At 62.4% G+C, this 24,270-nt stretch carries 22 protein-coding genes and 1 pseudogene; 3 read left to right on the top strand and 20 right to left on the bottom strand.

The features are described 5' to 3' along the window. Positions 1 to 586: 586 nt before the first annotated feature. The 10 genes and pseudogenes from BLP82_RS26390 to ubiE form a co-directional block, all read right to left on the bottom strand. Positions 587 to 2,503, bottom strand: a complete 1,917-nt coding sequence (locus tag BLP82_RS26390; protein ID WP_092175275.1) for a methyl-accepting chemotaxis protein — start codon at positions 2,501 to 2,503, stop codon at positions 587 to 589. Between the two features lie 130 nt (positions 2,504 to 2,633). After that, entirely contained in the window at positions 2,634 to 3,341 is a 708-nt protein-coding gene (locus BLP82_RS26385; RefSeq protein ID WP_092175271.1) for a 16S rRNA (uracil(1498)-N(3))-methyltransferase, read from the bottom strand. Next, the gene (tatC, locus tag BLP82_RS26380) at positions 3,338 to 4,135 is read right to left on the bottom strand and encodes a twin-arginine translocase subunit TatC (protein WP_092175267.1); all 798 of its coding nucleotides are present in this window, start codon (positions 4,133 to 4,135) and stop codon (positions 3,338 to 3,340) included. The genes BLP82_RS26385 and tatC overlap by 4 nt, the downstream gene beginning before the upstream one ends. Beyond that, positions 4,132 to 4,551 (bottom strand): Sec-independent protein translocase protein TatB, encoded by a 420-nt coding sequence (gene tatB, locus BLP82_RS26375; protein WP_092175263.1) that lies wholly within the window; start codon positions 4,549 to 4,551, stop codon positions 4,132 to 4,134. Before tatB ends, tatC begins: the two co-directional genes overlap by 4 nt. Before the next feature lie 10 nt (positions 4,552 to 4,561). Continuing rightward, a complete protein-coding gene (locus tag BLP82_RS26370) occupies positions 4,562 to 4,849 on the bottom strand; it encodes a twin-arginine translocase TatA/TatE family subunit (protein WP_060739575.1) in 288 nt (95 codons plus the stop codon). 24 nt (positions 4,850 to 4,873) lie between these two features. Further along, positions 4,874 to 5,206, bottom strand: a complete 333-nt coding sequence (locus BLP82_RS26365) for a phosphoribosyl-ATP diphosphatase (RefSeq protein ID WP_003186671.1) — start codon at positions 5,204 to 5,206, stop codon at positions 4,874 to 4,876. Next, positions 5,199 to 5,597, bottom strand: coding sequence for a phosphoribosyl-AMP cyclohydrolase (hisI, locus tag BLP82_RS26360; protein WP_003196931.1), 399 nt, complete (start codon positions 5,595 to 5,597; stop codon positions 5,199 to 5,201). The genes BLP82_RS26365 and hisI overlap by 8 nt, the downstream gene beginning before the upstream one ends. A 132-nt stretch (positions 5,598 to 5,729) precedes the next feature. Beyond that, positions 5,730 to 7,334 (bottom strand): ubiquinone biosynthesis regulatory protein kinase UbiB, encoded by a 1,605-nt coding sequence (gene ubiB / locus BLP82_RS26355; protein WP_092175259.1) that lies wholly within the window; start codon positions 7,332 to 7,334, stop codon positions 5,730 to 5,732. Next, positions 7,331 to 7,955: pseudogene (locus tag BLP82_RS26350) on the bottom strand (SCP2 domain-containing protein). Before BLP82_RS26350 ends, ubiB begins: the two are co-directional and overlap by 4 nt. Next, positions 7,955 to 8,725, bottom strand: a complete 771-nt coding sequence (gene ubiE, locus BLP82_RS26345) for a bifunctional demethylmenaquinone methyltransferase/2-methoxy-6-polyprenyl-1,4-benzoquinol methylase UbiE (protein WP_003196937.1) — start codon at positions 8,723 to 8,725, stop codon at positions 7,955 to 7,957. Before ubiE ends, BLP82_RS26350 begins: the two are co-directional and overlap by 1 nt. A gap of 155 nt (positions 8,726 to 8,880) precedes the next feature. Here ubiE and BLP82_RS26340 point away from each other — a divergent pair, with 155 nt between their 5' ends. The 3 genes from BLP82_RS26340 to BLP82_RS26330 all read left to right on the top strand — a co-directional run bounded on the left by BLP82_RS26340 (position 8,881) and on the right by BLP82_RS26330 (position 10,765). Next, positions 8,881 to 9,156 (top strand): polyhydroxyalkanoic acid system family protein, encoded by a 276-nt coding sequence (locus BLP82_RS26340; RefSeq protein ID WP_092175253.1) that lies wholly within the window; start codon positions 8,881 to 8,883, stop codon positions 9,154 to 9,156. A 264-nt stretch (positions 9,157 to 9,420) separates the two neighbouring features. Continuing rightward, on the top strand, positions 9,421 to 9,843 hold the full coding sequence (locus tag BLP82_RS26335; protein WP_060739572.1) for a phasin family protein: 423 nt from the start codon (positions 9,421 to 9,423) through the stop codon (positions 9,841 to 9,843). Positions 9,844 to 9,853: 10 nt separating this feature from the next. Then, positions 9,854 to 10,765 (top strand): phasin family protein, encoded by a 912-nt coding sequence (locus BLP82_RS26330; protein WP_092175250.1) that lies wholly within the window; start codon positions 9,854 to 9,856, stop codon positions 10,763 to 10,765. Between the two features lie 207 nt (positions 10,766 to 10,972). Here the strand turns inward: BLP82_RS26330 and BLP82_RS26325 are convergent, their stop codons facing one another. The 10 genes from BLP82_RS26325 to BLP82_RS26280 form a co-directional block, all read right to left on the bottom strand. Further along, positions 10,973 to 11,593, bottom strand: coding sequence for a TetR/AcrR family transcriptional regulator (locus BLP82_RS26325; protein WP_092175247.1), 621 nt, complete (start codon positions 11,591 to 11,593; stop codon positions 10,973 to 10,975). 60 nt (positions 11,594 to 11,653) lie between these two features. Continuing rightward, positions 11,654 to 13,336: a class II poly(R)-hydroxyalkanoic acid synthase gene (phaC, locus tag BLP82_RS26320; protein WP_092175244.1), complete on the bottom strand. Its 1,683-nt coding sequence runs from the start codon at positions 13,334 to 13,336 to the stop codon at positions 11,654 to 11,656. A 113-nt stretch (positions 13,337 to 13,449) separates the two neighbouring features. Continuing rightward, positions 13,450 to 14,307, bottom strand: coding sequence for a poly(3-hydroxyalkanoate) depolymerase (gene phaZ, locus BLP82_RS26315; protein ID WP_003186648.1), 858 nt, complete (start codon positions 14,305 to 14,307; stop codon positions 13,450 to 13,452). Positions 14,308 to 14,519: 212 nt separating this feature from the next. Further along, the gene (gene phaC, locus BLP82_RS26310) at positions 14,520 to 16,199 is read right to left on the bottom strand and encodes a class II poly(R)-hydroxyalkanoic acid synthase (protein ID WP_092175241.1); all 1,680 of its coding nucleotides are present in this window, start codon (positions 16,197 to 16,199) and stop codon (positions 14,520 to 14,522) included. A gap of 278 nt (positions 16,200 to 16,477) precedes the next feature. Further along, positions 16,478 to 16,855, bottom strand: coding sequence for a gamma-butyrobetaine hydroxylase family protein (locus BLP82_RS26305; RefSeq protein ID WP_092175238.1), 378 nt, complete (start codon positions 16,853 to 16,855; stop codon positions 16,478 to 16,480). Between the two features lie 94 nt (positions 16,856 to 16,949). Continuing rightward, positions 16,950 to 18,287 (bottom strand): ATP-dependent protease ATPase subunit HslU, encoded by a 1,338-nt coding sequence (gene hslU / locus BLP82_RS26300; protein ID WP_053117636.1) that lies wholly within the window; start codon positions 18,285 to 18,287, stop codon positions 16,950 to 16,952. Positions 18,288 to 18,337: 50 nt separating this feature from the next. Further along, positions 18,338 to 18,868, bottom strand: a complete 531-nt coding sequence (hslV, locus tag BLP82_RS26295) for an ATP-dependent protease subunit HslV (RefSeq protein WP_003196958.1) — start codon at positions 18,866 to 18,868, stop codon at positions 18,338 to 18,340. A 277-nt stretch (positions 18,869 to 19,145) separates the two neighbouring features. After that, positions 19,146 to 19,841, bottom strand: coding sequence for an SPOR domain-containing protein (locus tag BLP82_RS26290; RefSeq protein ID WP_003196959.1), 696 nt, complete (start codon positions 19,839 to 19,841; stop codon positions 19,146 to 19,148). 1 nt (position 19,842) lies between these two features. Then, positions 19,843 to 21,579, bottom strand: coding sequence for an arginine--tRNA ligase (gene argS / locus BLP82_RS26285; RefSeq protein ID WP_092175234.1), 1,737 nt, complete (start codon positions 21,577 to 21,579; stop codon positions 19,843 to 19,845). Between the two features lie 269 nt (positions 21,580 to 21,848). After that, positions 21,849 to 24,068, bottom strand: coding sequence for a primosomal protein N' (locus tag BLP82_RS26280; RefSeq protein WP_092175230.1), 2,220 nt, complete (start codon positions 24,066 to 24,068; stop codon positions 21,849 to 21,851). Positions 24,069 to 24,270 lie beyond the last annotated feature (202 nt).

Here is a 24,270-nt window from a genome sequence, read left to right as displayed (position 1 = left end):
CTTGGGATGACGGATTGTGGGAGTGGGGATTTTTGTGTGTATATCCGTTATTTGGGTAACGGCTGCTTAGGGTTCCGCCCTTACGGCGGGTCACTTTTGAGAAGCGCAAAAGTAACCAAAACGCTTTATGCCCCACCACTCGGCACCTCGCCTAGGCTCGGTGTGCCCGAACGCAGGCATTGCTCCGTGGGCCCGCCGCGAAGGGCCATCCATGGCCCAGCGCGGCTATCCCGGCATCCATGCCGGGATGCCCACTCCACAATGCCTGCGTTCGGCCAGCGTGGTTAACGGGGCGCCGAGATCAACGTCCGACGCGAGGCGGCCTTATAGCCGACCTGGTTCTTGATGGGGATCGCGTTTCCCCTGTGGGAGCGGGCTTGCTCGCGAGGCGGCCTAATAGCCGACCTGGCTCTCCCAGTCTTACTCCGGTCCAATGTGGGAGCGGGCTTGCTCGCGAAGACGGCGGCACATTCAGCATTGATGCAAGCAGGCCCACCGCTATCGCGAGCAAGCTCGGCTCCCACAGGGCTTGGCGGTGTGCATGAATATTGTGTGCCCTGAAGAGCACGGGTATCCCCACGCCAAGTTAAACCCGGAACCGTCCCACCAACGTCTGCAAATGAACCCCCAATCGCGCCAGTTCGGCACTGGAAGCCGCAGTTTCTTCACTGGACGACGCCGTCTGCTCCGACACATCACGCACATTCAGTACGCTACGGTTGATCTCCTCAGCCACCGCACTCTGTTGCTCGGCCGCGGCCGCGATCTGCTGGTTCATCGATTGGATCGCCGAAACCGTGCGAGTGATGTTCTCCAACGAGCCTCCGGCGCGGCGGGTCAGTTCGACGCTGCTGTCGGTCAGGCTGCGGCTGTTGTCCATGATGGTCGCGACCTGTTCAGTACCGGCTTGCAGGCCAACGATCAGTTCTTCGATCTCTTCCGTGGACTTCTGGGTGCGCTGGGCCAGGCTGCGGACTTCGTCGGCCACCACCGCGAAACCACGCCCGGCTTCGCCGGCGCGGGCCGCTTCGATGGCCGCGTTGAGGGCCAGCAGGTTGGTTTGCTGGGCCACGGACTTGATCACGTCCAGGACGCTGCCGATCTTGTCGCTTTCACGTTTCAAATCGCCCATGGCTGCGGTGGAGTTGCCCACTTCCTTGGCCAGCCGTTCGATCTGAGCGATGGCTTCGCCGACGACCTTGTCGCCTTCACGAGCCTGCTGATCGGCTGCGACGGCTGCTTCGGAGGCTTCCTCGGCGTTGCGCGCGACTTCCTGCACCGTGGCGGTCATTTCGTGCATGGCGGTGGCGACCTGATCGGTTTCCACTTTTTGGCTGTTGACCCCGGCGCTGGTCTGCTCGGTCACGGCTGAAAGCTGTTCGGCGGCACTGGCGATCTGGGTCACACCTTCGCTGATGCCGCCGATCAATTGCCGCAGGCCCACGGTCATGCTTTGCATGGCGCGTTGCAGTTGGCCCAGTTCGTCGCGACGGTCGGAGGTGAGGTTGTGGGTCAGGTCGCCAGCAGCCACGCGCTCGGCAACCTTCAAGGTCTCGCCGAGCGGGCCCACGATCTGCCGGGTGATGAACAGCGCGGCGATCACGCCAAACAGCAGCGCCAAGGCGGCCGCTACGATCAGGACCATCTTGGCTTGGGCGGCGTCGCGGTCACGCACGGCTGTCTGGGACACGGTCAGCTTCTGGCTGGCATCCATCAGTATCTGGCCCTGCTCGCTCATGCGCTGGAGGGCCGCGGCGTTGTCGATTTGCGAGTCGCGGAACTGGGCGACCGCCGCGCGATAGAGGTTGAACGAGTCGCTGGCCTGCTGCAGGTTGGCGGCGTGTTCCTGGGGCAATTGGTCTGGCAGGCGCGCAAGCAGTTTGAGGACGACGTCGATGGCATCGAGGGCGGGTTGCTGGGCATCGCTCTTGCCGCTGTAGGTGTAGCCGCGAACCTGGTAGCGGGCTTGCTGGATGGCTTTGCTCAGGGTGACCACGCTGTTGAACGTGGTGACATCGCCCGCTTGCAGCATCGACTTTTCAACTTCGGCGACGCGGGCCACGGCGTTGTCGGCGCTGGCGCCGAGTTTGCTGCGTGCATCTTCGCGGCTGACGGTAGCGCGGGTCATCTGGGCGAAGGCGCCTTTGTATTCGGCGACGGCGGCCAATTGCTTGTCGATCAGCGCGACGTCGGCCGGCTGTTCGATCAACTCGCGAGCGGTTTTCAGCCCGGCCTCGAGCTTGCCGAGCAGATCGTTGACCGCTTGCGGTCCTTTCTCGCCCCGCGTGGTGTTGTAGTCGATGCTGGCCAGGTTCAAGTCTTTGCTCAAGTCGTTGAGACTGGCAATGAACCCCAGTTTATCGCCCCGGCTGATGACATTGCCCAGGCTGGACCAGCCGGTGAATGCGATCATCAAGGTGAGGAACAACACCAAGCCGAAGCCTGCGCCGAGTTTGCGATTGACGCCTACATTTCCCAGACCCTGGGCAAGCCACCGGAACATGCTGATACTCCCTGGAGCGTTGAATTGGTTTTATGGGATCTGTATCGGCGGCTTTGGAGGGATCTGTAGAAAATAGGCGCTGGGTGCTCCCTCGCCACAAGGATCATGTGCCTGTGTGAGTGTTGCCGGGTCAGAACAACCGGGCAAGCAGCGCCGTAACCGCAGTCTCGACCCGCAGGATTCGCTCGCCCAGTTGAACCGGTTGCAGGCCGGCCTTGCCCAGCAGGTCGATCTCGTAGGGAATCCAACCGCCTTCGGGGCCGATGGCCAAGGTCACTGGTTCTGTCAGCGCTCGCGGGCAGGGCGGGTGGTTGCCAGGGTGGCCGACCAGGCCGAGGGTGCCATTCGCGATGGCCGGCAGGCGGTCCTCGACGAAGGGTTTGAAACGTTTCTCGATAACAACTTCAGGCAATACGCTGTCCCGAGCCTGCTCCAGCCCCAGGATCAATTGCTCACGAATGGCCTCGGGCTCGAGGAACGGCGTCTGCCAAAAGCTCTTTTCCACGCGATAGCTGTTGACCAGCACCACCCTCGGCACGCCCATGGTGGCGACCGTCTGGAACACTCGCCGGAGCATTTTCGGACGCGGCAGCGCCAGCACCAGGGTCAACGGCAACTTGGCCGGCGGCGGCTGGTCGAGGGTCACCTGCAGTTCGGCCTCGCGGGCTTCCAGGCGTAGCACCTGGGCCGTGCCCATCAAGCCACCGATGCGCCCGACCCGCAGGCTGTCACCGACGGCGCTGCGGTGGACTTCCTGCATGTGGGTCAACCGGCGATCGCTCAGGATGACGCGGTCAGGCCCGATGAAGTCGGCCTCTTCGAGCAGCAGCAGGTTCACGCTTGGGTCGCTGGCGGCTGATCGTTGTGGTCATCGACTGGCTGGTCGTCGGGCTCTTCTTCCCGGCGCTTGCGCACCAGTCCACCGAACAGGATGCCGATCTCGAACAGCAGCCACATCGGCACCGCCAGCAGGGTCTGGGAGAAAATGTCCGGCGGGGTCAGGATCATGCCGACCACGAAGCAGCCGATGATCACGTAGGGGCGGATCTTCTTCAGGTAGGCCACGTCGACCACGCCGATCCACACCAGCAGCACCACGGCCACGGGGATTTCGAACGCCACGCCGAAGGCGAAGAACAGCGTCATGACGAAATCCAGGTAGCTGCTGATATCGGTCATCATCTCCACGCCCGCCGGGGTGGCGGCGGCGAAGAACTTGAAGATCAGCGGGAACACCAGGTAATAGGCGAAGGCCATGCCGGTGTAGAACAGCAGGATGCTGGACACCAACAGCGGCACGGCGATGCGCTTCTCATGCTTGTACAGGCCCGGTGCGATGAAGCCCCAGATCTGGTGCAGGATCACCGGGATCGCCAGGAACAGCGAGACCATCATCGTCAGCTTCAATGGTGTCAGAAACGGCGACGATACGTCGGTGGCGATCATCGTCGCGCCTACCGGCAGGTACTGGCGCAGTGGCGTGGAGACGAAGGTGTAGATCTGCTGGGTGAAGGAAAACAGCCCGGCGAAGATGATGAACACCGCCGCGACGCAACGCAGCAGGCGGGTGCGCAACTCGGTGAGGTGCGATACCAGCGGCATCGGCTGGTCGTTTTCAGGAATATCGCTCATGGGGCTCGCGGCGGCAAAGTAGGATCGTTAGGCGCAGGGACAGCGGGGGGCGCTGTATCGGCGACCGTCGGTGTCACTGGCGCCGGTTCAGCCACCGGCGCGCCACCTTCTGGCGCTTGGGAAGCCACCGTCGGCTCGGCCACAGGCTGAACTGGCGTCGGTTCCTGCTGGGTGGGCGTGAAGATTTTCCGCGCCTCCTGCTCCAGGGACAGAATGTGCTCGTTGTGCAGTTGCCGACGGATGTCGTCGGCACCGATTTCACGTTCAACTTCCTGTTTGATCGCATTGAAGCTGCGCTTCAGGCGCCCGATCCAGAGACCGGCGGTGCGCGCAGCACCCGGCAGGCGCTCGGGGCCCAGTACCAGCAGGGCAACGAGGCCGACGAGCAGCAGTTCAGTGAAGCTGATCCCAAACATTAGTCAGTGCTCACGAGTCTTTGCGGATGGGCTCTTCGACTTTTTGGGCCTGCACGTCGATGGTATTCGGCGCATTCACAGGCTGGGTGGCCTGAGGGTGTACCGGTTGGGTCGGTTGTGCGGGCTGAGCCTGGTTTGTCGTCGGATCGGCCGGTTTCTCGTCATCGTTCATGGCCTTGCGAAAACCCTTGATCGACTCGCCGACATCGGTGCCGAGGTTCTTCAGTTTCTTGGTGCCGAACACCAGCACCACGACGACCAGGATGACGACCCAGTGTTTCCAGTCAAAGATACCCATGTGGCTACTCCTCTCAAAAATGGATCAGGCGGACGGGCGCGAGGCTTTCTCGACGTGCCCGGACAGACCGAAGCGACGGTCCAGTTCATCCAATACGGCCTGCGGATGCTGCCCCAGTTGGGCCAGCATGACCAGGCTGTGGAACCACAGGTCGGCGGTCTCGTAGATCACGTCGCTGCAGTCGCCGCTGATGGCGGCGTCCTTGGCAGCGATGATGGTCTCGACGGATTCTTCGCCGACTTTTTCCAGAATCTTGTTCAAGCCCTTGTGGTACAGGCTGGCGACATAGGAGCTGTCGGCCGCGGCGCCCTTGCGCTCTTCCAGCACCTGGGCCAGGCGGGTCAGGGTGTCACTCATGGGTATGTCCTGAATAAATGGCATGCGGGTCCTTGAGCACCGGGTCGACGGTTTTCCAGTCGCCGTTCTCGAAGACGCGATAGAAGCAGCTTTGACGGCCGGTGTGGCAGGCAATCTCACCGACCTGCTCGACCATCAGGATGATGACGTCGCCGTCGCAGTCCAGGCGCATCTCATGCAGATGTTGCACATGCCCGGACTCTTCACCCTTGCGCCACAGCTTGCCACGGGAACGTGACCAATAGATGGCTCGGTTCTCGGCGGCGGTCAGGGCCAGTGCTTCACGGTTCATCCAGGCCATCATCAATACGCGCCCGGTCTTGTGGTCCTGGGCGATGGCCGGCACCAGGCCGTCAGCGTCCCACTTGATCTCGTCCTGCCAGTTTTTCATCTTGAGTCCTGACGGTAGCGGCAAGCTTTAAGCTTCAAGCTGCAAGTAAAAGCAATTCTGTATCGTGCTTGCGTTGATAGGTTCAACCCATGAACTTGAGGCTTGCAGCTTATCGCTTGTGGCTGATTCCTGCTATCGACGTACGACCAGATACAAGCCGACGACCACCATGATACCGGCCGGCCAGTGACCCAGTTCGCTCAACGGCCCGCCGGTCGCCAGCACCGCGCCGCCACCCAGGTGAGCCGCGCCAAGCAAGCGCAACAGCCAATCGTCCTTGCGTCGATGCCACGGTGGCGCCGGGTCGTGGGCGTGAGGTTGGGACATGCGTTCGAGCAGGTCGCGGGTCATGTTGGCCAGGTGCGGGATCTGCTCGAACTGGCTCTGCACGTTGCCCAGCAGGGCGCGCGGGCTGACGCGCTCGCGCATCCAGCGTTCGAGGAACGGTTGGGCGGTGTTCCACAGGTCGAGGTCCGGGTACAGCTGGCGACCGAGGCCTTCGATGTTCAACAGGGTTTTCTGCAACAGCACCAACTGGGGCTGGACCTCCATGTTGAAGCGTCGCGCGGTCTGGAACAGGCGCATCAGTACCTGGCCGAAGGAAATATCTTTTAACGGTTTTTCGAAGATCGGTTCGCACACGGTTCGGATCGCCGCTTCGAATTCGTTGAGCTTGGTCTCGGCCGGCACCCAGCCCGAATCGATGTGCAGTTGGGCGACACGGCGGTAATCACGCTTGAAGAAGGCGAACAGGTTGCGGGCCAGGTAGTCCTGGTCCTCGGGGGTCAGGCTGCCGACGATGCCGCAGTCGATGGCGATGTATTGCGGGCTCCACGGCTGCACGGTGCTGACGAAGATGTTGCCCGGGTGCATGTCGGCGTGGAAGAAACTGTCGCGGAACACCTGGGTGAAGAAGATTTCCACGCCGCGCTCGGCCAGCAGTTTCATGTCGGTGCGCTGGTCGGCCAGGGTCGCCAGGTCGGTGACCTGGATGCCGTAGATGCGCTCCATCACCAGTACTTTCGGTCGGCACCAGTCCCAATAGACCTGCGGCACATAGAGCAGCGGCGAACCTTCGAAGTTGCGGCGCAGCTGGCTGGCGTTGGCGGCCTCGCGCAGCAGGTCGAGTTCGTCGTAGATGGTTTTTTCGTAGTCCTGGACCACGTCCACCGGGTGCAGCAGGCGGGCATCGGCCGACAACCGTTCGGCGGCGCGGGCGAGGATGAACAGCCACGCCAGGTCCTGGGCGATGATGGGCTTGAGGCCCGGGCGGATGACCTTGACCACCACCTCTTCGCCGCTCTTGAGCTGGGCGGCGTGCACCTGGGCCACGGAGGCCGAGGCCAGGGGCTCGACGTCGAAACGGCTGAACACTTCGCTGATCTTCTTGCCCAGTTGCTCTTCGATCAGCGCCACCGACAGCTTGGAGTCGAACGGCGGCACGCGGTCTTGCAACAGCATCAGTTCATCGGCGATGTCTTCGGGCAGCAGGTCGCGCCGGGTCGAGAGGATCTGCCCGAACTTGATGAAGATCGGTCCCAGGTCCTGCAAGGCCAGGCGCAGGCGCGCGCCACGCGTCAGGTCCAGGGTTCGTCGGGGGAACCAGCGCCACGGCAGCACGAAGCGCAGCGCCAGGAGAAACCAGGGCAGCGGCAGGGCGAACAGCAGGTCATCGAGGCGGTAGCGGATCACGACGCGCTGGATGCGCAACAAACGGCGGACGGCAAGCAGCTTCATGCGTTATCGCTTGGTTTCAAGGGATCGGGAAAGGCGCTCGAAACGCGCCTCGAGACGTTCCAGGTCAAGCTTGACCTGGTCCAGTTCATCAAAACGGGCCTGGGCCTCGCGTTGGCCTACGAGGGTACGCGATTCTTCGGCCAGGTATTCACTCAGATTCTGTCCCAGGCTGGCGAAGCCCTGGCCATACCAGCGACGGCGGCTGTGCAGATGGCCGCTGAGCAACTGGGTCGCCACCGGGCCGATCCAGCGTGACACTTCGTATTCCCAGTCCAGCTCCAGGTCCTGGAGAATCTCCGCCAGCTCCAGCAGCACGCCACTGTCGCCGTCGAGTTCGACTTCGGGGCTGTGCAGCACCGCACTCTTGTCCTTGCCCAGGGCCAGGTTCAGCAGGCTCGAGGCTGGGGCGCGCAGGGTGCAATCGGCTTCGGCTTCCCAGTGGGCGGCGAGCATCAGGCCCTCGTCGCTGGGCAGGATGAACAACTGCAACGCCGGGCTGCGGCAGTCCACGGCGATCACCTTGCCGCTCAAGTGCGCCAGGCGCGCGAGCGCCGTGCTGTCCAGGCGCAATACCCGGTTGATGCCGAGTTCGACGCTGGCGAGCAGGCCGGTGAGCAACATCAGGGTTTGATACCGCGGTGCAGGGCGACGATGCCGGCGGTCATGTTGTGGTAGGTCACGCGGTCGAAACCGGCCTCGACCATCATCGACTTCAGGGTTTCCTGGTTCGGGTGCATGCGGATCGATTCGGCCAGGTAGCGATAGCTTTCCGAGTCATTGGTGATCAGCTTGCCCATCAGCGGCATGAAGGCGAACGAGTAGGCGTCATAGGCCTTGGACATCAGCGCGTTGGTCGGCTTGGAGAACTCCAGCACCAGCAGGCGGCCGCCGGGCTTGAGCACGCGCAGCATCGAGCGCAGGGCGTCTTCCTTGTGGGTGACGTTGCGCAGGCCGAAGGCGATGGTCACGCAGTCGAAATGGTTGTCGGGGAACGGCAGCTTTTCGGCGTCGGCCTGGACGAACTCGACATTGCCGGCCACCCCCAGGTCCAGCAGGCGGTCGCGGCCGACCTTGAGCATGGACTCGTTGATGTCGGCCAGCACCACCTGGCCGGTCGGCCCGACGATGTGGGAAAACTTCTTCGTCAGGTCACCCGTGCCGCCAGCGATGTCCAGCACACGATTGCCGCTGCGCACGCCCGACAGCTCGATCGCGAAACGCTTCCACAGGCGGTGCATGCCGCCCGAGAGCAGGTCGTTCATCAAGTCGTACTTGGCGGCTACCGAGTGGAAAACCTCAGCGACTTTTTCCGCTTTCTGGCTTTCCGGCACGTTCTTGAAGCCGAAGTGAGTGGTGGGTTCGGCATCGCTGCCTTTGCGCTGATCAGTCATATCGCGGTCACCAAAAAAGAATGCGGGACATTCTAATCCCGGTGGAGGGCTTTGTCTTGGCAAGGCTGAAGGTAAGATGGGCGACCGCCGGGACGTTTTGACGCAGCCAGGGTCTGAAACGTTCAGGCAAGTCCCGATAAAACAGGAGTCACCCGATGGCCCGTATAACTGTTGAGCGTGCCCATGGCCTGGGCAAGGAAGTGGCGCGAGAGAAAGCCGACAAGCTGGCGCAGAAGTTGTCCGACAGCTATGGCCTGGAGCCGCAGTGGGTGGGCGATACCCTGAAACTCAAGCGTTCCGGGGTCAAGGGCGAAGTGCATGTGGGCGAGGATTCGATCCGCGTCGACGTGGAACTGGGCATGTTGATGTCGGCCATGAGCGGCACGATCAAGACGGAAATTGAAAAGGCGTTGGATAAGGCGTTGGCCTGATCGACCGAAAGGGTGGGGTGGAACACATCCAAGTTCACCACTACTCCTGTGGGAGCGGGCTTGCTCGCGAAAGCGGTGGGCCAGTCGACATCAATAGTGAATGGTCCACCGCATTCGCGAGCAAGCCCGCTCCCACATGAAGTCATCGCCTTCAGTGTTTGTGTCAGTTGTTAGGGTGCCGTTTCTAATTATTGTCACTACTTTGTGCCTGAGCCCGTCCATGTGCGGGCAGTTCCTCAAACCTTTTTTCGAGTGAGGTGCACCATGGCCAAAGTTATTCTGAAGAAAAAAACCGACGTTGAATCTTCCACGCTCAGCGACGTGAAAACGTACGCGCGCAAGATCTGGCTGGCTGGCCTGGGCGCCTACACGAAGGTCGGCCAGGAAGGCAGCGGGTACTTCCAGGAGCTGGTAAAGGCTGGCGAAGTTATTGAAACCAAAGGCAAAAAGAAAATCGCCGGGAAACTTGAAGCGGCCAACAGCGAATTGATTGAAGCCAAGAGTGACGTCAATACTTTCAAGGCCCGGGTTGAAGTACAACTCGATAAAGTCGAGAAGGTATTCGATGCCCGTGTTGCAAGTGCCTTGAATCGTATCGGCATTCCGTCTAAACATGACGTTGAGACACTCTCTGCTAAGCTCGATGAGCTGACAGCATTGCTCGAACGTGTCGCGCGTAAACATTAAGGAGAACGGGATGGCTGGCAAAAAAATCACAGAAAAAGAGGGCAGCTCGTGGGCCGGGAAGATTGAAAAATATTCCCGCAAAATCTGGCTTGCTGGTTTAGGCGTGTACTCGAAGATCGACACTGACGGCAGCAAGCTCTTCGAGTCCCTGGTTAAGGACGGCGAAAAGGCCGAAAAACTCACCAAGACGGCAGTCGGCAAACAAGTCGATGCCGCCAAGGACTCTGCCGAGTCTGCCAAGTCGCGTATCGGCGGCGTGAAGGATCGGGCACTGGGTAAATGGGACGAACTGGAAGGGGCTTTCGACAAGCGCTTGAACAGTGCTATCTCGCGCCTGGGCGTGCCGAGCCGTAATGAAGTCAAGGCACTGCACAGCAAGGTCGACACCCTGACCAAGCAGATCGAAAAACTCACCGGCGCCAAAGTCGCACCCGTCGCGACCAAGACGGCGGCGGCCAAACCGGCCGCTAAAACGGCAGCCAAACCACTGGTCAAGGCCGCGGCAAAAACCGCCGCCAAACCAGCGGCGAAATCAGCGGCCAAGCCTGCGGCTAAAATCGCTGCGGCCAAACCTGCTGCCAAGGCTGCGGCCAAACCGGTAGCGGCGAAAGCGGCAGCCAAGCCCGCCGCGAAACCAGCGGCCAAGCCCGCGGCCAAGACTGCTGCAGCTAAACCCGCAGCGGCCAAGCCAGCGGCTAAGCCTGCAGCCAAGCCGGCGGCAAAAGCGGCGGCCAAACCCGCTGCGGCGAAAAAGCCTGCCGTGAAAAAACCGGCTGCGCCAAAAGCTGCCGCGCCCAAGGCGCCAACCGCGGCCGCCAAACCGGCAACCCCGACGAGCACGGCGAACTCCGCCGCCGCTCCGACTCCGGTCGCCACTCCAGCACCAACGGCGGTTCCAACGACGCCTTCCACCCAGTCCTGATTCTGCGGGACATGCAAAAACGCCCGGCCTGTGAAGGTCGGGCGTTTTTGTTTGTAGGCAGGTCAATCTCAAACCTTGAAATCACCCGGAAAACAATGTGGGAGCGAGCTTGCTCGCGATAGCGGCGGGTCAGCAGTATTGATCTTGACTGATACACCTTCATCGCGAGCAAGCTCGCTCCCACAATGGATCTGCCACCGCCGGTGGTTACTCGTGTTCTTCCAGGTACCGCAACGCCAGCCGCTCCGTCGCCACTTTGGTCGCGGGCGGCAGGTGCGGTGCCACCAGCATCATGATCTGGTAGACCACCAGTCGAACCTCGCCCTCGCGGTCCAGGATCCGCTGGTAGTCCAGGGAGAACAACAACGTCATGGTGATCTGCTCAACCAGTTGCCCCAGGGCCTGGGTATCGCTGACGAGTAAATCCTGGGCCTTGAGCTGCGCCAGCAGTGAGGCGAGGGTTCGCTTCAGGGCGTTGAGCAAGTGACGGATGCCCTTGGCCAGCTTCGGCAGGCGCCCGGCCAGGTTCGACAGGTCCTGGAACAGAAACCGGTACTGGGCCAGGCGCTCGACGATCAAGTGCAGGAACAGCCAGTAGTCTTCCGGCGCCAACTGTGCGTCCGCCGGTGGGTCCAGCAGCGGTGCCAGTTCGCTCTGGAAGCGCTCGAACAACCCGAGGATCAGCGGTTCCTTGCCATGGAAGTGGTAGTAGAGGTTGCCTGGGCTGATGCCCATTTCGTTGGCAACTTCCATCGTGGATACGTTCGGTTCGCCCTTTTCGTTGAATAATTGCAGGGCACATTCAAGGATGCGGTCGCGGGTTTTCATCCGGTCTTCTTAATGATCGAGTCGTGCCACGGCCAGTCGCCTGGCCGTGGGGTAGGGCCTTCAGCGCACGCGAACATAGGTGCCGGGGGCGGCGTCCAGAGGCGGATAGTTCGCGTTGCCCAGGGTCATCTGGGTTTCGTGCTGGGCGCCGGAGCGTTCCTGGATCCAGCCCAGCCATTGCGTCCACCAACTCCCTTCGACGTGGGCGGCGTCGTAGTACCAGGCCCGTGGGTCGCTGCTCATTTTTGCGCTTTCGATGTAGTTGGCCTTGGGGTTGCCCGGCGGGTTGAGAATGCTCTGGACATGGCCGCTGTTGGAAAGCACGAAGCGTTTGTCGCCACCGAGCAACAGCGTCGAGCGATAGACGGCGTCCCAGGGCGTGATGTGGTCGTTGATACCGGCCACGCTGAAGCTGTCCACCGTCACTTTCTGCAGGTCGATGGGCGTGCCGCACACTTCCAGGCCGCCGGGGTGAGTCAGTGGGTTGTGCTTGAAGAAGTCCAGCAGGTCGCCGTGGTAAGCCGCCGGCAGCCGGGTGCAGTCGTTGTTCCAGTAGAGAATGTCGAAAGCCGGCGGCTCTTTGCCCAGCAGGTAGTTGTTGATGAAGTAGGTCCAGATCAGGTCGTTGGGGCGCATCCAGGCGAACACCCGGGCCATGTCGCGACCATCGAGAACGCCTTTCTGGTAGGAGCGGCGCTTGGCGGCCTCGAGGGTCTGCTCGTCGATGAACAGCGTGGCCGGGCTGTCGATCTGGCTGTCCAGCAGGCTCACCAGGTAGGTGGCGCTGGCTACTCGGCGCAACTGGCGCTTGGCTTGCAGGTGGCCTTGCAGGGCGGCGATGGTCATGCCACCGGCACAGGCTCCCATCAGGTTGACCTCACGAGCGCCCGTGATCGCCCGGCAGACATTCATGGCCTCTTCCGTGGCCTCGACATAGCTGGACAGGCCCCATTCGCGGTGGCGTACGTCAGGGTTGCGCCAACTGATGATGAACACCTGCAAACCGTTTTTCAGGGCGTACTGGACGAAGCTGTTGGAGGGGCTGAGGTCGAAAATGTAGAACTTGTTGATCTGTGGCGGCACGATCAGCAATGGCTTGGCGTACTGCTTTTCGCTCATGGGCCGGTACTGGATCAGTTCGAGCAATTCATTGCGAAACACCACCGCGCCGGGTGTGGTCGCCAGGGTCTTGCCGACTTCAAAGGCATGGGGCGTGGTCTGGCGCGGCAAGCCGTCGTTGTGCAGCAGGTCGTCCACCAGGTGGCTGATGCCTCGAACCAAGCTGGCACCGCCGGAGTTGAACAGCTCCTTGACCGCCAGTGGGTTGAGCAAGGTATTGGACGGCGATACGGCGTCGTTGAGCAGGGCGAAGGCGAAGTGGGCCCGGGCGCGGTCGTCCTGGCCCATGTCGCTTTCGTCAATCCAGCTCTTGACCTGTTTTTGCCAGCTCAGGTAGGCCTGCAGGCTGCGGCGGTAGAACGGATTGAGCTGCCAGGTGGGGTCGGCGAAGCGCGGGTCGTTGGGGTTGGTGGGGTGCAGGGTTTCGCCCAGCAACACACGGCCCAATTGACTACCCAGTTTCAACGCATGCCGGGCACTGTGCACCGGGTTGCGCAAGCCGTGTGCGGCCACGCTGCGCAAAGTGGACAGCAGGTCCCTGCCACGCAGGCCGGTGACCGCACTTTGTGCGTTGATGAAACTGGCAGGGGCGGGCATGGAACCCTTCGCCGGTCTGTCGCGCATGAGTCAACTCCTTCGTCATCAGGCTAAAAACAAACACACCGAACCAGACAACATAGTCGCTGTTTCGGGTCGCTGCGCGATCCGGCGTCCTGCCAGGCGCTAATGGGCGGGTTTCAGCCGCCGCCCAGCGGCGAGGGATGCGGATGCATCACGGCACGCTGACGTTCTTCCTCCAGAAACTTCATGATGATCGGCGCCACCGCTTCGGCCCGGGTGATCAGGAACAGATGGCCGTCATCGATGATGTGCAACTGGGCGTTGGGGATGCGCCAGGCCAGCATGCGCATGTTGATCAAGGGAATCAGCGGGTCGTCATCACCGGCCAGCACCAGTGTCGGCTGGTGGATCTTGTGCAGCCAATGGATGCTGGTCCAGCCGAGGCCGGCGAACAGTTGCCAGTAATAACCGAGCTTGCCCGCCGAACGAACCTTGGCCGCGTGGCTGGCCGCCAGGCTCGGATCACGGCGAAACGAACCACCATAGATCAGCGGTGCGATACGCATCACATGGGAGGGCTGAACGTAGCGCCGGGGGCTGGCCATCATCCACAGCACCTTCGGTTTGCCCGGCACCATCACCGCCCCGGCAGCCGTGGCCGCCAGCACCAGCTTCTTGCAGCGCTCCGGGTAGTCGTAGGCAAACTGCTGGGCCAGGGCGCCCCCCCAGGACACGCCGATCACGTTGACCTGCCCGTAGTCGAGGTAATCGAGCATCCGCGCGGTGAGCTTGGCCAGGCCTGGAAAGCGATACGGCCGGTTGGGCGTCGATGAACCGCCGACACCGGGCACGTCAAAGGCGATGACTTCCAGGTCCGGGTCCAGGGCCTGGATGAACGGGAACACCAGCTCCAGGTTGGCGCCGATGCCGTTGAAAATAAGCAAGGGCGTCAAGTGAGGCTTGCCGGGACGTACCGCGGTGCGCAAGGTCTGGCCATCCAGATCGACGGTACGGAAGATGTACGGTTGCGGCATGCTTCAAGCCCTATCAGGTGAATCGCTGTCGTTCATATAACCCGTCCCTGTGGGGGCGAGCTTGCTCGCGATGAGGGCATCACAGCCAGCATCGCTGTTGCCTGATACACCGTCATCGCGAGCAAGCTCGCTCCCACAGGGGGTTATCAGCGTGTCGGCTGGCGGGATGTATTCGTGAGCAAGCCCACCCCGCAGCAGACGAGTTGCATCCCTTATCGCTCATGCACATAGGTGCCGGGCGCTGCTTCACCGGCCGGGTAGGCCTTGTTGCCCAGCACGGTCGGGGCTTTTTTCAGTTTGCCCGAGCGCTCGGCCTGCCAGGCTTGCCAGTGCAGCCACCAGGAGTCGGTGTGTTTGGTTGAGTTCTCCTGCCAGTCTTCGGCCTTGGCCGGCATGTCATCACTGGTCATGTAGCGCGACTTGGGGTTGCCTGGCGGGTTGAGAATGCTTTGGATATGGCCGCTGCTCGACAGCACGAACTCCACCTTGCCGCCAAACAACTGCGCCGACTTGTAGCAGGATTTCCACGGCGTGATGTGGTCGTTGGTGCCGGCCAGGGAGAAGATATCGGCGGTGACCTGCTTGAGATCGATGGGGGTGCCGCACACTTCCAGTGCGTTGGGGCGGATCAGTGGATTGTTCTTGAACATTTCGATGAGGTCGCCGTGGAACGCCGCCGGCAGCCGCGTGGTGTCGTTGTTCCAGAACAGGATGTCGAACACGGGCGGTTCGTTGCCCAGCAGGTAATTGTTGACCCAGTAGTTCCAGATCAGGTCGTTGGGGCGCATCCAGGCGAAGACCTTGGCCATGTCGCGGCCTTCGAGTACGCCGGCCTGGTAGGAGTGGCGCTTGGCCGCTTCCAGGGTCTGTTCGTCGACGAACAGCGCCACGTCGGTGTCCAGGGTGGTGTCGAGCACGCTCACCAGCAAGGTCAGGGCATTGACCTTTTTCTCGCCGAGGGCGGCGTAATGGCCCAGCAGCGCGGTGCAGGTGATGCCGCCCGAGCAGGCGCCGAGCATGTTCACGTCCTTGCTGCCGGTGATGGCCGTGACCACATCCACCGCTTCCTTGAGCGCCTCGATGTAGGTCGACAGGCCCCACTCGCGCTGCTCCTTGGTGGGGTTGCGCCAGCTGATGATGAAGGTCTGCACGTTGCTGCGCAGGCAGAAGCGCGCCAGGCTCTTGTCCGGGCTCAGGTCGAACACGTAGAACTTGTTGATCTGTGGCGGCACCACCAGCAGCGGTCGTTCGTGGACCTGCTCGGTGATGGGCCGGTACTGGATCAGCTCCAGCACGTCGTTGCGAAACACCACGGCGCCTTCGGTCACGCCCAGGCTCTTGCCGACCTCGAACGCGCCCATGTTCACCTGGCTCGGCATCCCGCCGTTGTGCACCAGGTCCTTGGCCAGGTGGGACAGGCCGTCCAGCAGGCTCTTGCCGCCGGTTTCGAAGAAGCGCTTGACCGCCGCCGGGTTGGCCGCCGAATTGGTCGGGGCCATGGCTTCGGTCATCAGGTTGATCACGAAATGCCCGCGGCTGATGTCCGCGGGCGAGAGGCTGCTGTCGTCGATCCAGGCGTGCAGCTCCTTGCGCCACGCCAGGTAGGTTTGCAGGTAGCGTTTGTAGAGCGGGTTCTGGCTCCACGCCGGGTCGGCGAAACGACGGTCGTCGCCGGCCGGTTGCAGTTCGGATTTGCCGAACAGGACATTCTTGAGTTCGACGCTGAAATGGGCGACATGCTTGACGCTGTGCAGCGGTTGCCTGATGGCCTGCTTCAGCACCATGCGGGCAGAGGCCAGCAGGTCTTTCCTGCGCAAGCCGACGACGGGATTCAACCCCAGGGTGTTTTCCGAGGCCTGGTACTTCAGGTCATCGTTGTTCTTGTTGCTCATCTACGACGCTCCATTGTCCTTCAGACGAGTACCCGGTTGGTGCCATGAAGCCACACAGCCGATACCAGGTACGCTGCTCGGGTGACCATTAATTCCGCATCGAGGGCCAATGAGGAAACGTATGCCAGGAACTCGCCGGTTCCTTTGCAGGGAACTTGCCAGCTCCATTGGTTACCCGAGTTTAATTTTTTTCGCAAGCAGGCCAGTCATTGACGTTGCTGCGCGGGCATTCAAGCAGATGAGTCTAGAAAAATCGCCCTAAAGCGCCAGCCCTTGAGCTAGAGCATCAGCTTGACGACGGACGCGTTCGGATCGCGGGTTTTTCCGGCGGCCTTGAGTTCGCCAAGATAATCGTTCCACAGGTCCTGCTGGCGCACCGCCAACTGGTAGAGATAGTCCCAGGTGAACAATCCGCTGTCGTGGCCGTCGTCGAAGGTCAGTTTCAGTGCGTACTGGCCGGCGGGTTCGACCTTGGTCAGGGCAACGTCGAGCTTGCCGTATTGCAGGATGGGTTTGCCATGGCCCTGGACCTCGGCGGAAGGCGAGTGCACCCGCAGGAATTCGGCGGGCAGGTGATACTCCTCGTCCGGCGCGTATTTGAGCGTCAGGGTCTTGGAGGCTTTGTGCAGGTTGATGGCGGTGGGGAGTTTGGTCATGAAGGCAGCTTACAAGCTACAAGCTACAAGCTACAAGCTACAAGCTACAAGCTGGAGGTGACCAGCTTGCAGCTTGAGGCTTACAACTTGCAGCTTAAAGAATATACCGCGACAGGTCTTCGTTCTGCGCCAATTCACCCAGGTGGCTGTTGACGTACTCGGCGTCGATGAGGATCGGCGCTTCGTTGTGGGCGCTGGCTAGGTCGCCGGCGCTGAACGACACTTCCTCGAGCAAGCGTTCGAGCAACGTGTGCAGGCGACGGGCACCGATGTTCTCGGTCTTCTCGTTGACCTGCCAGGCGATCTGGGCCAGGCGCTTGATACCTTCTGGCGTGAACTCGATGCTCAGGCCTTCGGTCTTGAGCAGCGCGCAATACTGCTCGGTCAGGGACGCATGGGGCTCGCTCAGGATGCGTTCGAAGTCTTCCGGCGTCAGCGCCTTGAGTTCGACACGGATCGGCAGGCGACCCTGCAGTTCCGGCACCAGGTCGCTCGGTTTGCTCAGGTGGAACGCACCGGAAGCGATGAACAGGATGTGGTCGGTCTTGACCATGCCCAGCTTGGTGTTGACCGTGCAGCCTTCGATCAGCGGCAGCAGGTCGCGTTGCACCCCTTCGCGGGACACATCGGCACCGCCGACGTTGCCGCGCTTGGCGACCTTGTCGATTTCGTCGATGAACACAATGCCATGCTGCTCGACCGCTTCCAGGGCCTTGGCCTTCAATTCTTCTTCGTTGACCAGGCGGCCGGCTTCTTCGTCGCGCACCAGCTTCAGCGCTTCCTTGACCTTGAGCTTGCGGCTTTTCTTCTTGCCCTTGCCCATGTTGGCAAACAGGCTCTGCAACTGGTTGGTCATTTCTTCCATGCCCGGCGGCGCGGAAATGTCGACGCCGGCCATCTCGGCCACTTCGATCTCGATTTCCTTGTCGTCCAACTGGCCTTCGCGCAGGCGCTTGCGGAACAGCTGGCGGGTGTTGGAGTCCTGGGTCGCGGCGGCGTCGGCGTTGAAGCCCATGCGCGCCGGTGGCAGCAGGGCGTCGAGGATGCGCTCTTCGGCGGCGTCTTCGGCGCGGTGGCGGACCTTGGTGATTTCCTGTTCGCGCAGCAGCTTGATGGCGGCATCGGCCAGGTCACGGATGATCGACTCGACGTCGCGGCCGACATAGCCGACTTCGGTGAACTTGGTGGCTTCGACCTTGATGAACGGCGCGTTGGCGAGCTTGGCCAGGCGCCGGGCGATTTCGGTCTTGCCGACACCGGTCGGGCCGATCATCAGGATGTTCTTGGGGGTCACTTCGACGCGCAGCTCTTCGGGCAGCTGCATCCGGCGCCAGCGGTTACGCAGGGCGATGGCGACGGCGCGCTTGGCATCGTCCTGGCCGATGATATGGCGGTTGAGTTCGTGGACGATTTCGCGGGGAGTCATGGACATAATAATTGGCGGTCCTCAAGCAAGAATGAGCCGGTGCACGGGTGGCAGGCTTATTCGGCGAGGTCCTGCTCCTCAATGGTCTGGGTGTGGTTGGTGAAGACGCAGATGTCGCCGGCGATGCCCAAGGCGGTCTCGACGATCTCACGGGCCGACAGGTCGGTTTTTTTCAGCAGGGCGCTGGCCGCGGCCTGGGCGTAGGCACCGCCGGAACCCATGGCGATCAAGCCATCTTCGGGCTCAACGACGTCGCCATTGCCGGTGATGATCAGCGAAGCGTCCTTGTTGGCGACTGCGAGCATGGCCTCGAGGCGGCTCAGGGAGCGGTCGGTCCGCCATTCCTTGGCCAGCTCCACGGCGGCGCGGACCAGATGGCCCTGGTGTTTTTCAAGTTGGCCTTCGAATCGTTCGAACAGAGTGAAAGCGTCGGCGGTGGCGCCGGCGAAACCGGCGATGACCTCGCCGTGATACAGGCGGCGGACTTTCTTCGCATTGCCTTTCATCACGGTGTTGCCCAGTGAAACCTGGCCGTCGCCGCCCATGACGACTTTGCCATGACGGCGGACTGAAACGATGGTGGTCAAGGGAGAGTCTCCACGCAGCGGGGCGAAAATGCCCGGATGGAACTCATATGGGGGTGGCGTGGTTTTTTTCAACTGTGGGGGCGTAGAGGGGATGAGCGGTGCGCTGTGATTGTTCCGCGATCCTGTGGTGAGGGGATTTATCCCCGCTGGGGCGCGCAGCGGCCCTAAAAACCTGCCGCCTCGGTGTGTCAGGGCCGAATACATCAAGCTTTCTTGGGGCTGCTTCGCAGCCCCGCGGGGATAAATCCCCTCACCACAAGGGTTGGTGTCGCCTGGTTCAGCGGCTCTGGCGTTGTTGTAACAACAGGTTGCTGAAACCACTGCCGGCCAATTGTTTCTGGGCCTTGGTTAGTTCTTCGCGGTTGCTGAACGGACCGACCAGGACCCGGTACCACGTTTCGTCCTTCACCGTTCCGGATTCCACGGACACGGATTGGCCCAGCAGAATGATCTGCGCGCGGACCTTGTCGGCGTCGGCTTCCTTGCGGAACGAACCGGCCTGCAGGAAGAACTTCGTCACCGGCGCGGCTTTCTGCACCGGAGGGGCCGGTGGCGGCGTGATGCCGGCCAGGGCCGCCTGGGCGCGAGCGGTGTCGATCTTCGCCGCTTCGGCCGGGGTCACCGGTGTGGTGGGCACTTGCGGCGTCGGCAGGGTTTTCTCCGGCACGGCATCGGGCGGCACGATGACTTCCGATTCCGGCAGCAACGTGTAGAAGTCGTACTTCGGCTTCACCGGTTGTGTCGGGCTCGGCGGGGTCTTGTTGGCCTCGGCGATGCGGGTGGCTTTCTGCTGCTCTTGCCGGACGCGCTTGACGTCATCGCCCTGGCCCGGTTCCAGCTTCATCAAGAACACAATGAACGCGCCGACGGTCAGGCCGATGGCCATCCACAACCAACCTGGAATCGGTTTTTTGGCTGGAGGCTGGTAACGACTGGCGCCGCGCTTGGGTGCAGGTTTTTTCTTGGCGGCCAACTTACATGCGCTCCAGGGTTTCCAGGCCCAGCAGTTCCAGGCCTTGCTTGAGCGTGCGCCCGGTCAGTGCGGCGAGGCGCAGGCGGCTCTGCATTTGCTCCGGGGTTTGCGCATTGAGGATCGGACAGTTCTCGTAGAAGCTGGAGAACAGGCCGGCGACGTCATACAGGTAGGCACACAGGGTGTGCGGCGTGCCCTTGTCGGCGACGTTGTTCAGGACCTCGCCGAACTGCGCCAGCTTCGCCGCCAGCTCCTGTTCCTGAGAGGCCTCGAGCACAATCTGGCCGTCCACTTCGTTAAAGCCCTTGCCGAGCTTGCGGAACACCCCCGCCACGCGGGTGTAGGCGTACAGCAGGTACGGCGCGGTATTGCCTTCGAAGTTGAGCATCAGGTCGAAGTTGAAGCTGTAGTCGCTGGTGCGATGCTTGGACAGGTCGGCGTATTTCACCGCGTCGATGCCCACCACCTTGGCGATCTTGCGCAACTCGTCCTCGGCCAGGTCCGGGTTCTTGCCCTTGACCAGGGTGTAGGCGCGGTCCTGGGCTTCGGTCAGCAGGTCGATCAGCTTCACTGTGCCGCCATCGCGGGTCTTGAACGGGCGGCCGTCGGCGCCGTTCATGGTGCCGAAACCCATGTGTTCCATTTCCATCGGACGGGTCACGAAGCCGGCCAGGCGCGCCACTTCGAACACTTGCTGGAAGTGCAGGGCCTGGCGTTGGTCGACGAAATAAAGCACTCGATCGGCCTTGAGCACGCTGTTGCGGTAGCGCACGGCGGCCAGGTCGGTGGTGGCGTAGAGGTAGCCACCATCGGCCTTGACGATGATCACCGGCAACGGCTCGCCGTCGGCGGTCTTGAACTGGTCGAGGAACACGCACTGGGCGCCGTTGCTTTCCACCAGCATGCCCTTGGCCCTGAGGTCGTTGACCACGTTGACCAGGTCGTCGTTGTAGGCGCTTTCGCCCATCACGTCGGCCATGGTCAATTTGACGTTCAGCAGCTCGTAGATTTTCTGGCAGTGGGACAGGGAGATGTCCTTGAACTTGCTCCACAGTGCCAGGCACTCGGCATCGCCGGCTTGCAGCTTGACCACCAGGCCACGGGCACGGTCGGCGAACTCGGGCGACTCGTCGAAGCGTTGCTTGGCGGCGCGGTAGAAGTTCTCCAGGTCCGACAGTTCGTCGCTGGTGATCGGATTTTCCTGCAGGTAGGCCATCAGCATGCCGAACTGGGTGCCCCAGTCGCCAACATGGTTCTGGCGGATCACGGTGTCGCCAAGAAACTCCAGGACCCGGGCCACGCCGTCGCCGATGATGGTCGAGCGCAGGTGGCCGACGTGCATTTCCTTGGCGAGGTTGGGGGCCGAGAGGTCGACCACGGTGCGCTGCAACGGGCCGGCCTTGCGCACGCCAATGCGTTCGTCGGCCAGGGCCGCATCCAGGCGCGAAGCCAGGGCCTGGGTGTTCTGGAAGAAATTGATGAACCCGGGGCCGGCGATGTCAGCCTTGCTGACGTTCTCGTCGGCCGGCAGCGCGGCGATGATTTTTTCCGCCAGGTCGCGAGGTTTCATGCCGGCCGGCTTGGCGAGCATCATCGCGATGTTGCTGGCAAAGTCGCCGTGGGTCTTGTCGCGGGTGTTCTCGACCTGAATCGCCGGCGACAGGCCTTCTGGCAGCACACCTTCAGTGACGAGTTGGGCGATGGCTTGCTGGATGAGCTGGCGAATGGTGTCTTTCATGGTCTTCTCTTTCAACCGCAGGCGCGGCGGCGCTTCGATGCGCTGGTGGAAAAACTGGGCATTATCCGTGGCCCGGACGAGCTTGCCAACTGTAGCGGGTCGGTTGGGGATGTGTGGTGACTATTCTTGCTGGCCTGGATGCACTCGGTCCACCTGTGGGAGCGGGCTTGCTCGCGAAAGCGGCGGCACAGCCAACATCACCACAACTGACCCACCGCCTTCGCGAGCAAGCCCGCTCCCACAGGGGGCAAAGCTTGCGATCTGCTCAATCAATACAAATCCACCGGATCCACATCCAGCGACCAACGCACCGCCCGTCCGCTGGGCATCTGCTCCAGCGCCAGCAACCAGGCACTCAATAGCCGATGCAGCGGCGCCCGGGCGTTGGCCTGCAATAAAAGCTGCGCGCGATAGCGCCCCGCCCGGCGCTCCATCGGCGCTGGCACTGGCCCCAGGAGTTCGATGCCGGTGAGGCTCTGCTCTGCCAGCAAACGCTCCGCCTCGCTACAGGCCTCATCGAGGAAGCCTTCGGCCTGCCCCGGCTTGTGGGCTTCGGCCCGCAGCAGCGCCAAGTGGGCAAACGGCGGCAGGCCGGCGCTGCGGCGTTCGCTCAAGGCCTGTTCGGCGAAGGCGAAGTACCCCTGCTCGGTCAGTTGGATCAACAGCGGGTGATCGGCCAGGTGCGTCTGGATAATCACTTTGCCCGGCTCTTCGGCCCGTCCGGCCCGGCCGGCGACCTGGACGATCAACTGCGCCATGCGCTCGCTGGCGCGGAAGTCGCCGGAGAACAGCCCGCCATCGGCATCGAGGATCGACACCAGCGTGACCCGCGGAAAGTGATGCCCCTTGGCGAGCATCTGTGTGCCGACCAATATGCACGGCTGGCCCTTCTGGATCGTCGCGAACAACTGGTTCATCGCGTCCTTGCGCGAGGTGCTGTCGCGATCCACCCGCAAGACCGGATAGTCCGGAAACAGGATGCCCAGCCGTTCCTCGGCGCGTTCGGTGCCGGCGCCGACCGGGCGCAGGTCCACTTTGCCGCACTGGGGGCAATGCCTTGGCACGCGTTCGACGTGGCCGCAATGGTGGCAACGCAGCTCGCCATGGCGCTGATGCACGGTCATCCGCGCGTCGCAGCGTTCGCAGCCAGACATCCAGCCGCAGTCGTGGCACAGCAGAGTTGGGGCAAAACCGCGGCGATTGAGGAACACCAGGACCTGTTGCCCGGCGGCCAGGGTCTGGCCGATGGCTTGCTGCATCGGCCCGGAAATACCGCTGTCCAGTGGACGACTTTTCACGTCCAGGCGCAGGAACCGCGGTTGCTTGGCGCCGCCGGCCCGCTCGTTGAGGCGCAGCAGGCCGTAGCGGCCGGTGTAGGCGTTGTGCAGGCTTTCCAGCGAGGGCGTGGCCGAGCCGAGGACAATGGGGATGTTTTCCTGGCGGGCGCGCACCAGTGCCAGGTCGCGGGCGTGATAGCGCAGGCCCTCCTGCTGTTTATAAGAGCCGTCGTGTTCTTCGTCGATGATGATCAGGCCGGGGTTTTTCATCGGCGTGAACAGGGCCGAGCGGGTGCCGATGATGATATCGGCCTCGCCGTCCCGGGCGGCGAGCCAGGCCTCCAGGCGCTCGCGGTCGTTGACTGCTGAGTGCACCAGGGCGATCCGCGCGTTGAAGCGTTGCTCGAAACGCGCCAGGGTCTGGGGGCCGAGGTTGATTTCCGGAATCAGCACCAGGGCCTGCTTGCCGGCCTCCAGGGTCTGGCGGATCAGTTGCAGGTAGACCTCGGTCTTGCCGCTGCCGGTGACGCCCGCCAGCAGAAAGGCGTGATAACTGTCGAAACCTGCGCGAATCGCTTCGCAAGCGGCGCGCTGTTCGGCGTTGAGCGGCAGTTCCGGCTGGGCCAGCCAATGTTCGTGGCGGGCGCCGGGGGCGTGCCGGCGGATCTCCACCTGGACCAGGTCCTTGGCCAACAACAAATCGAGGCTGTCCTTGCTGAGCATCAGTTTGCTCAGCAGTTGGTGGGCCACGCCATGGGGATGTTGGGCGAGGGTCGCCAAGGCCTCGCGCTGGCGTGGCGCGCGGGCGATGCGCGGATCATCCAGCGAGGCCCCCGGAGCCACCGACCAGAACCGCTCCTGGCGCGTCTCGGCCAGTTCACCCTGGCGCAGCAGCACCGGCAGCGCCCAGCTCAGGGTGTCGCCGAGGCTGTGCTGGTAATACTGGGACGTCCACAGGCACAACTTGAACAGCGAGGCGGGCAGCGGCGGCGTGGCGTCGAGCAGGGCCAGGGCTGGCTTGAGCTTGTCGACCGGGACCTCGCTGTGATCGGTGACCTCCACCAGGATGCCGATCATTTCCCGCCGGCCGAACGGCACTCGCAGGCGCATGCCCGGCTGCAACTGGGCGCGCAGGACCCCGGCGGGGGCGCGGTAGTCGAACAGGCGGCGCAGGGGCGAGGGCAGGGCGAGGCGCAGGATGGCGTTGGGCACGCGGGGAATCTCGATAAGCGGACAAGTTCGCAAGGCTGAGCGCGATTCAATGTGGGAGCGAGCTTGCTCGCGAAAGCGGCGGCACAGCCAACATCACCGCAACTGACCCATCGCTATCGCGAGCAAGCTCGCTCCCACAGGGATTGTGCTTGAGGGCGCGAGCCTAGCAGACGGTTGGTATAAGCGACAGCTTGCGCGAATG

The organism is Pseudomonas sp. NFACC37-1 (assembly GCF_900101575.1).
In the GTDB taxonomy this organism is placed as follows: domain Bacteria; phylum Pseudomonadota; class Gammaproteobacteria; order Pseudomonadales; family Pseudomonadaceae; genus Aquipseudomonas; species Aquipseudomonas fluorescens_AA.
The sequence above is the reverse complement of the archived record's forward strand: the minus strand, read 5'-3'. Positions and strand labels throughout refer to the sequence as shown.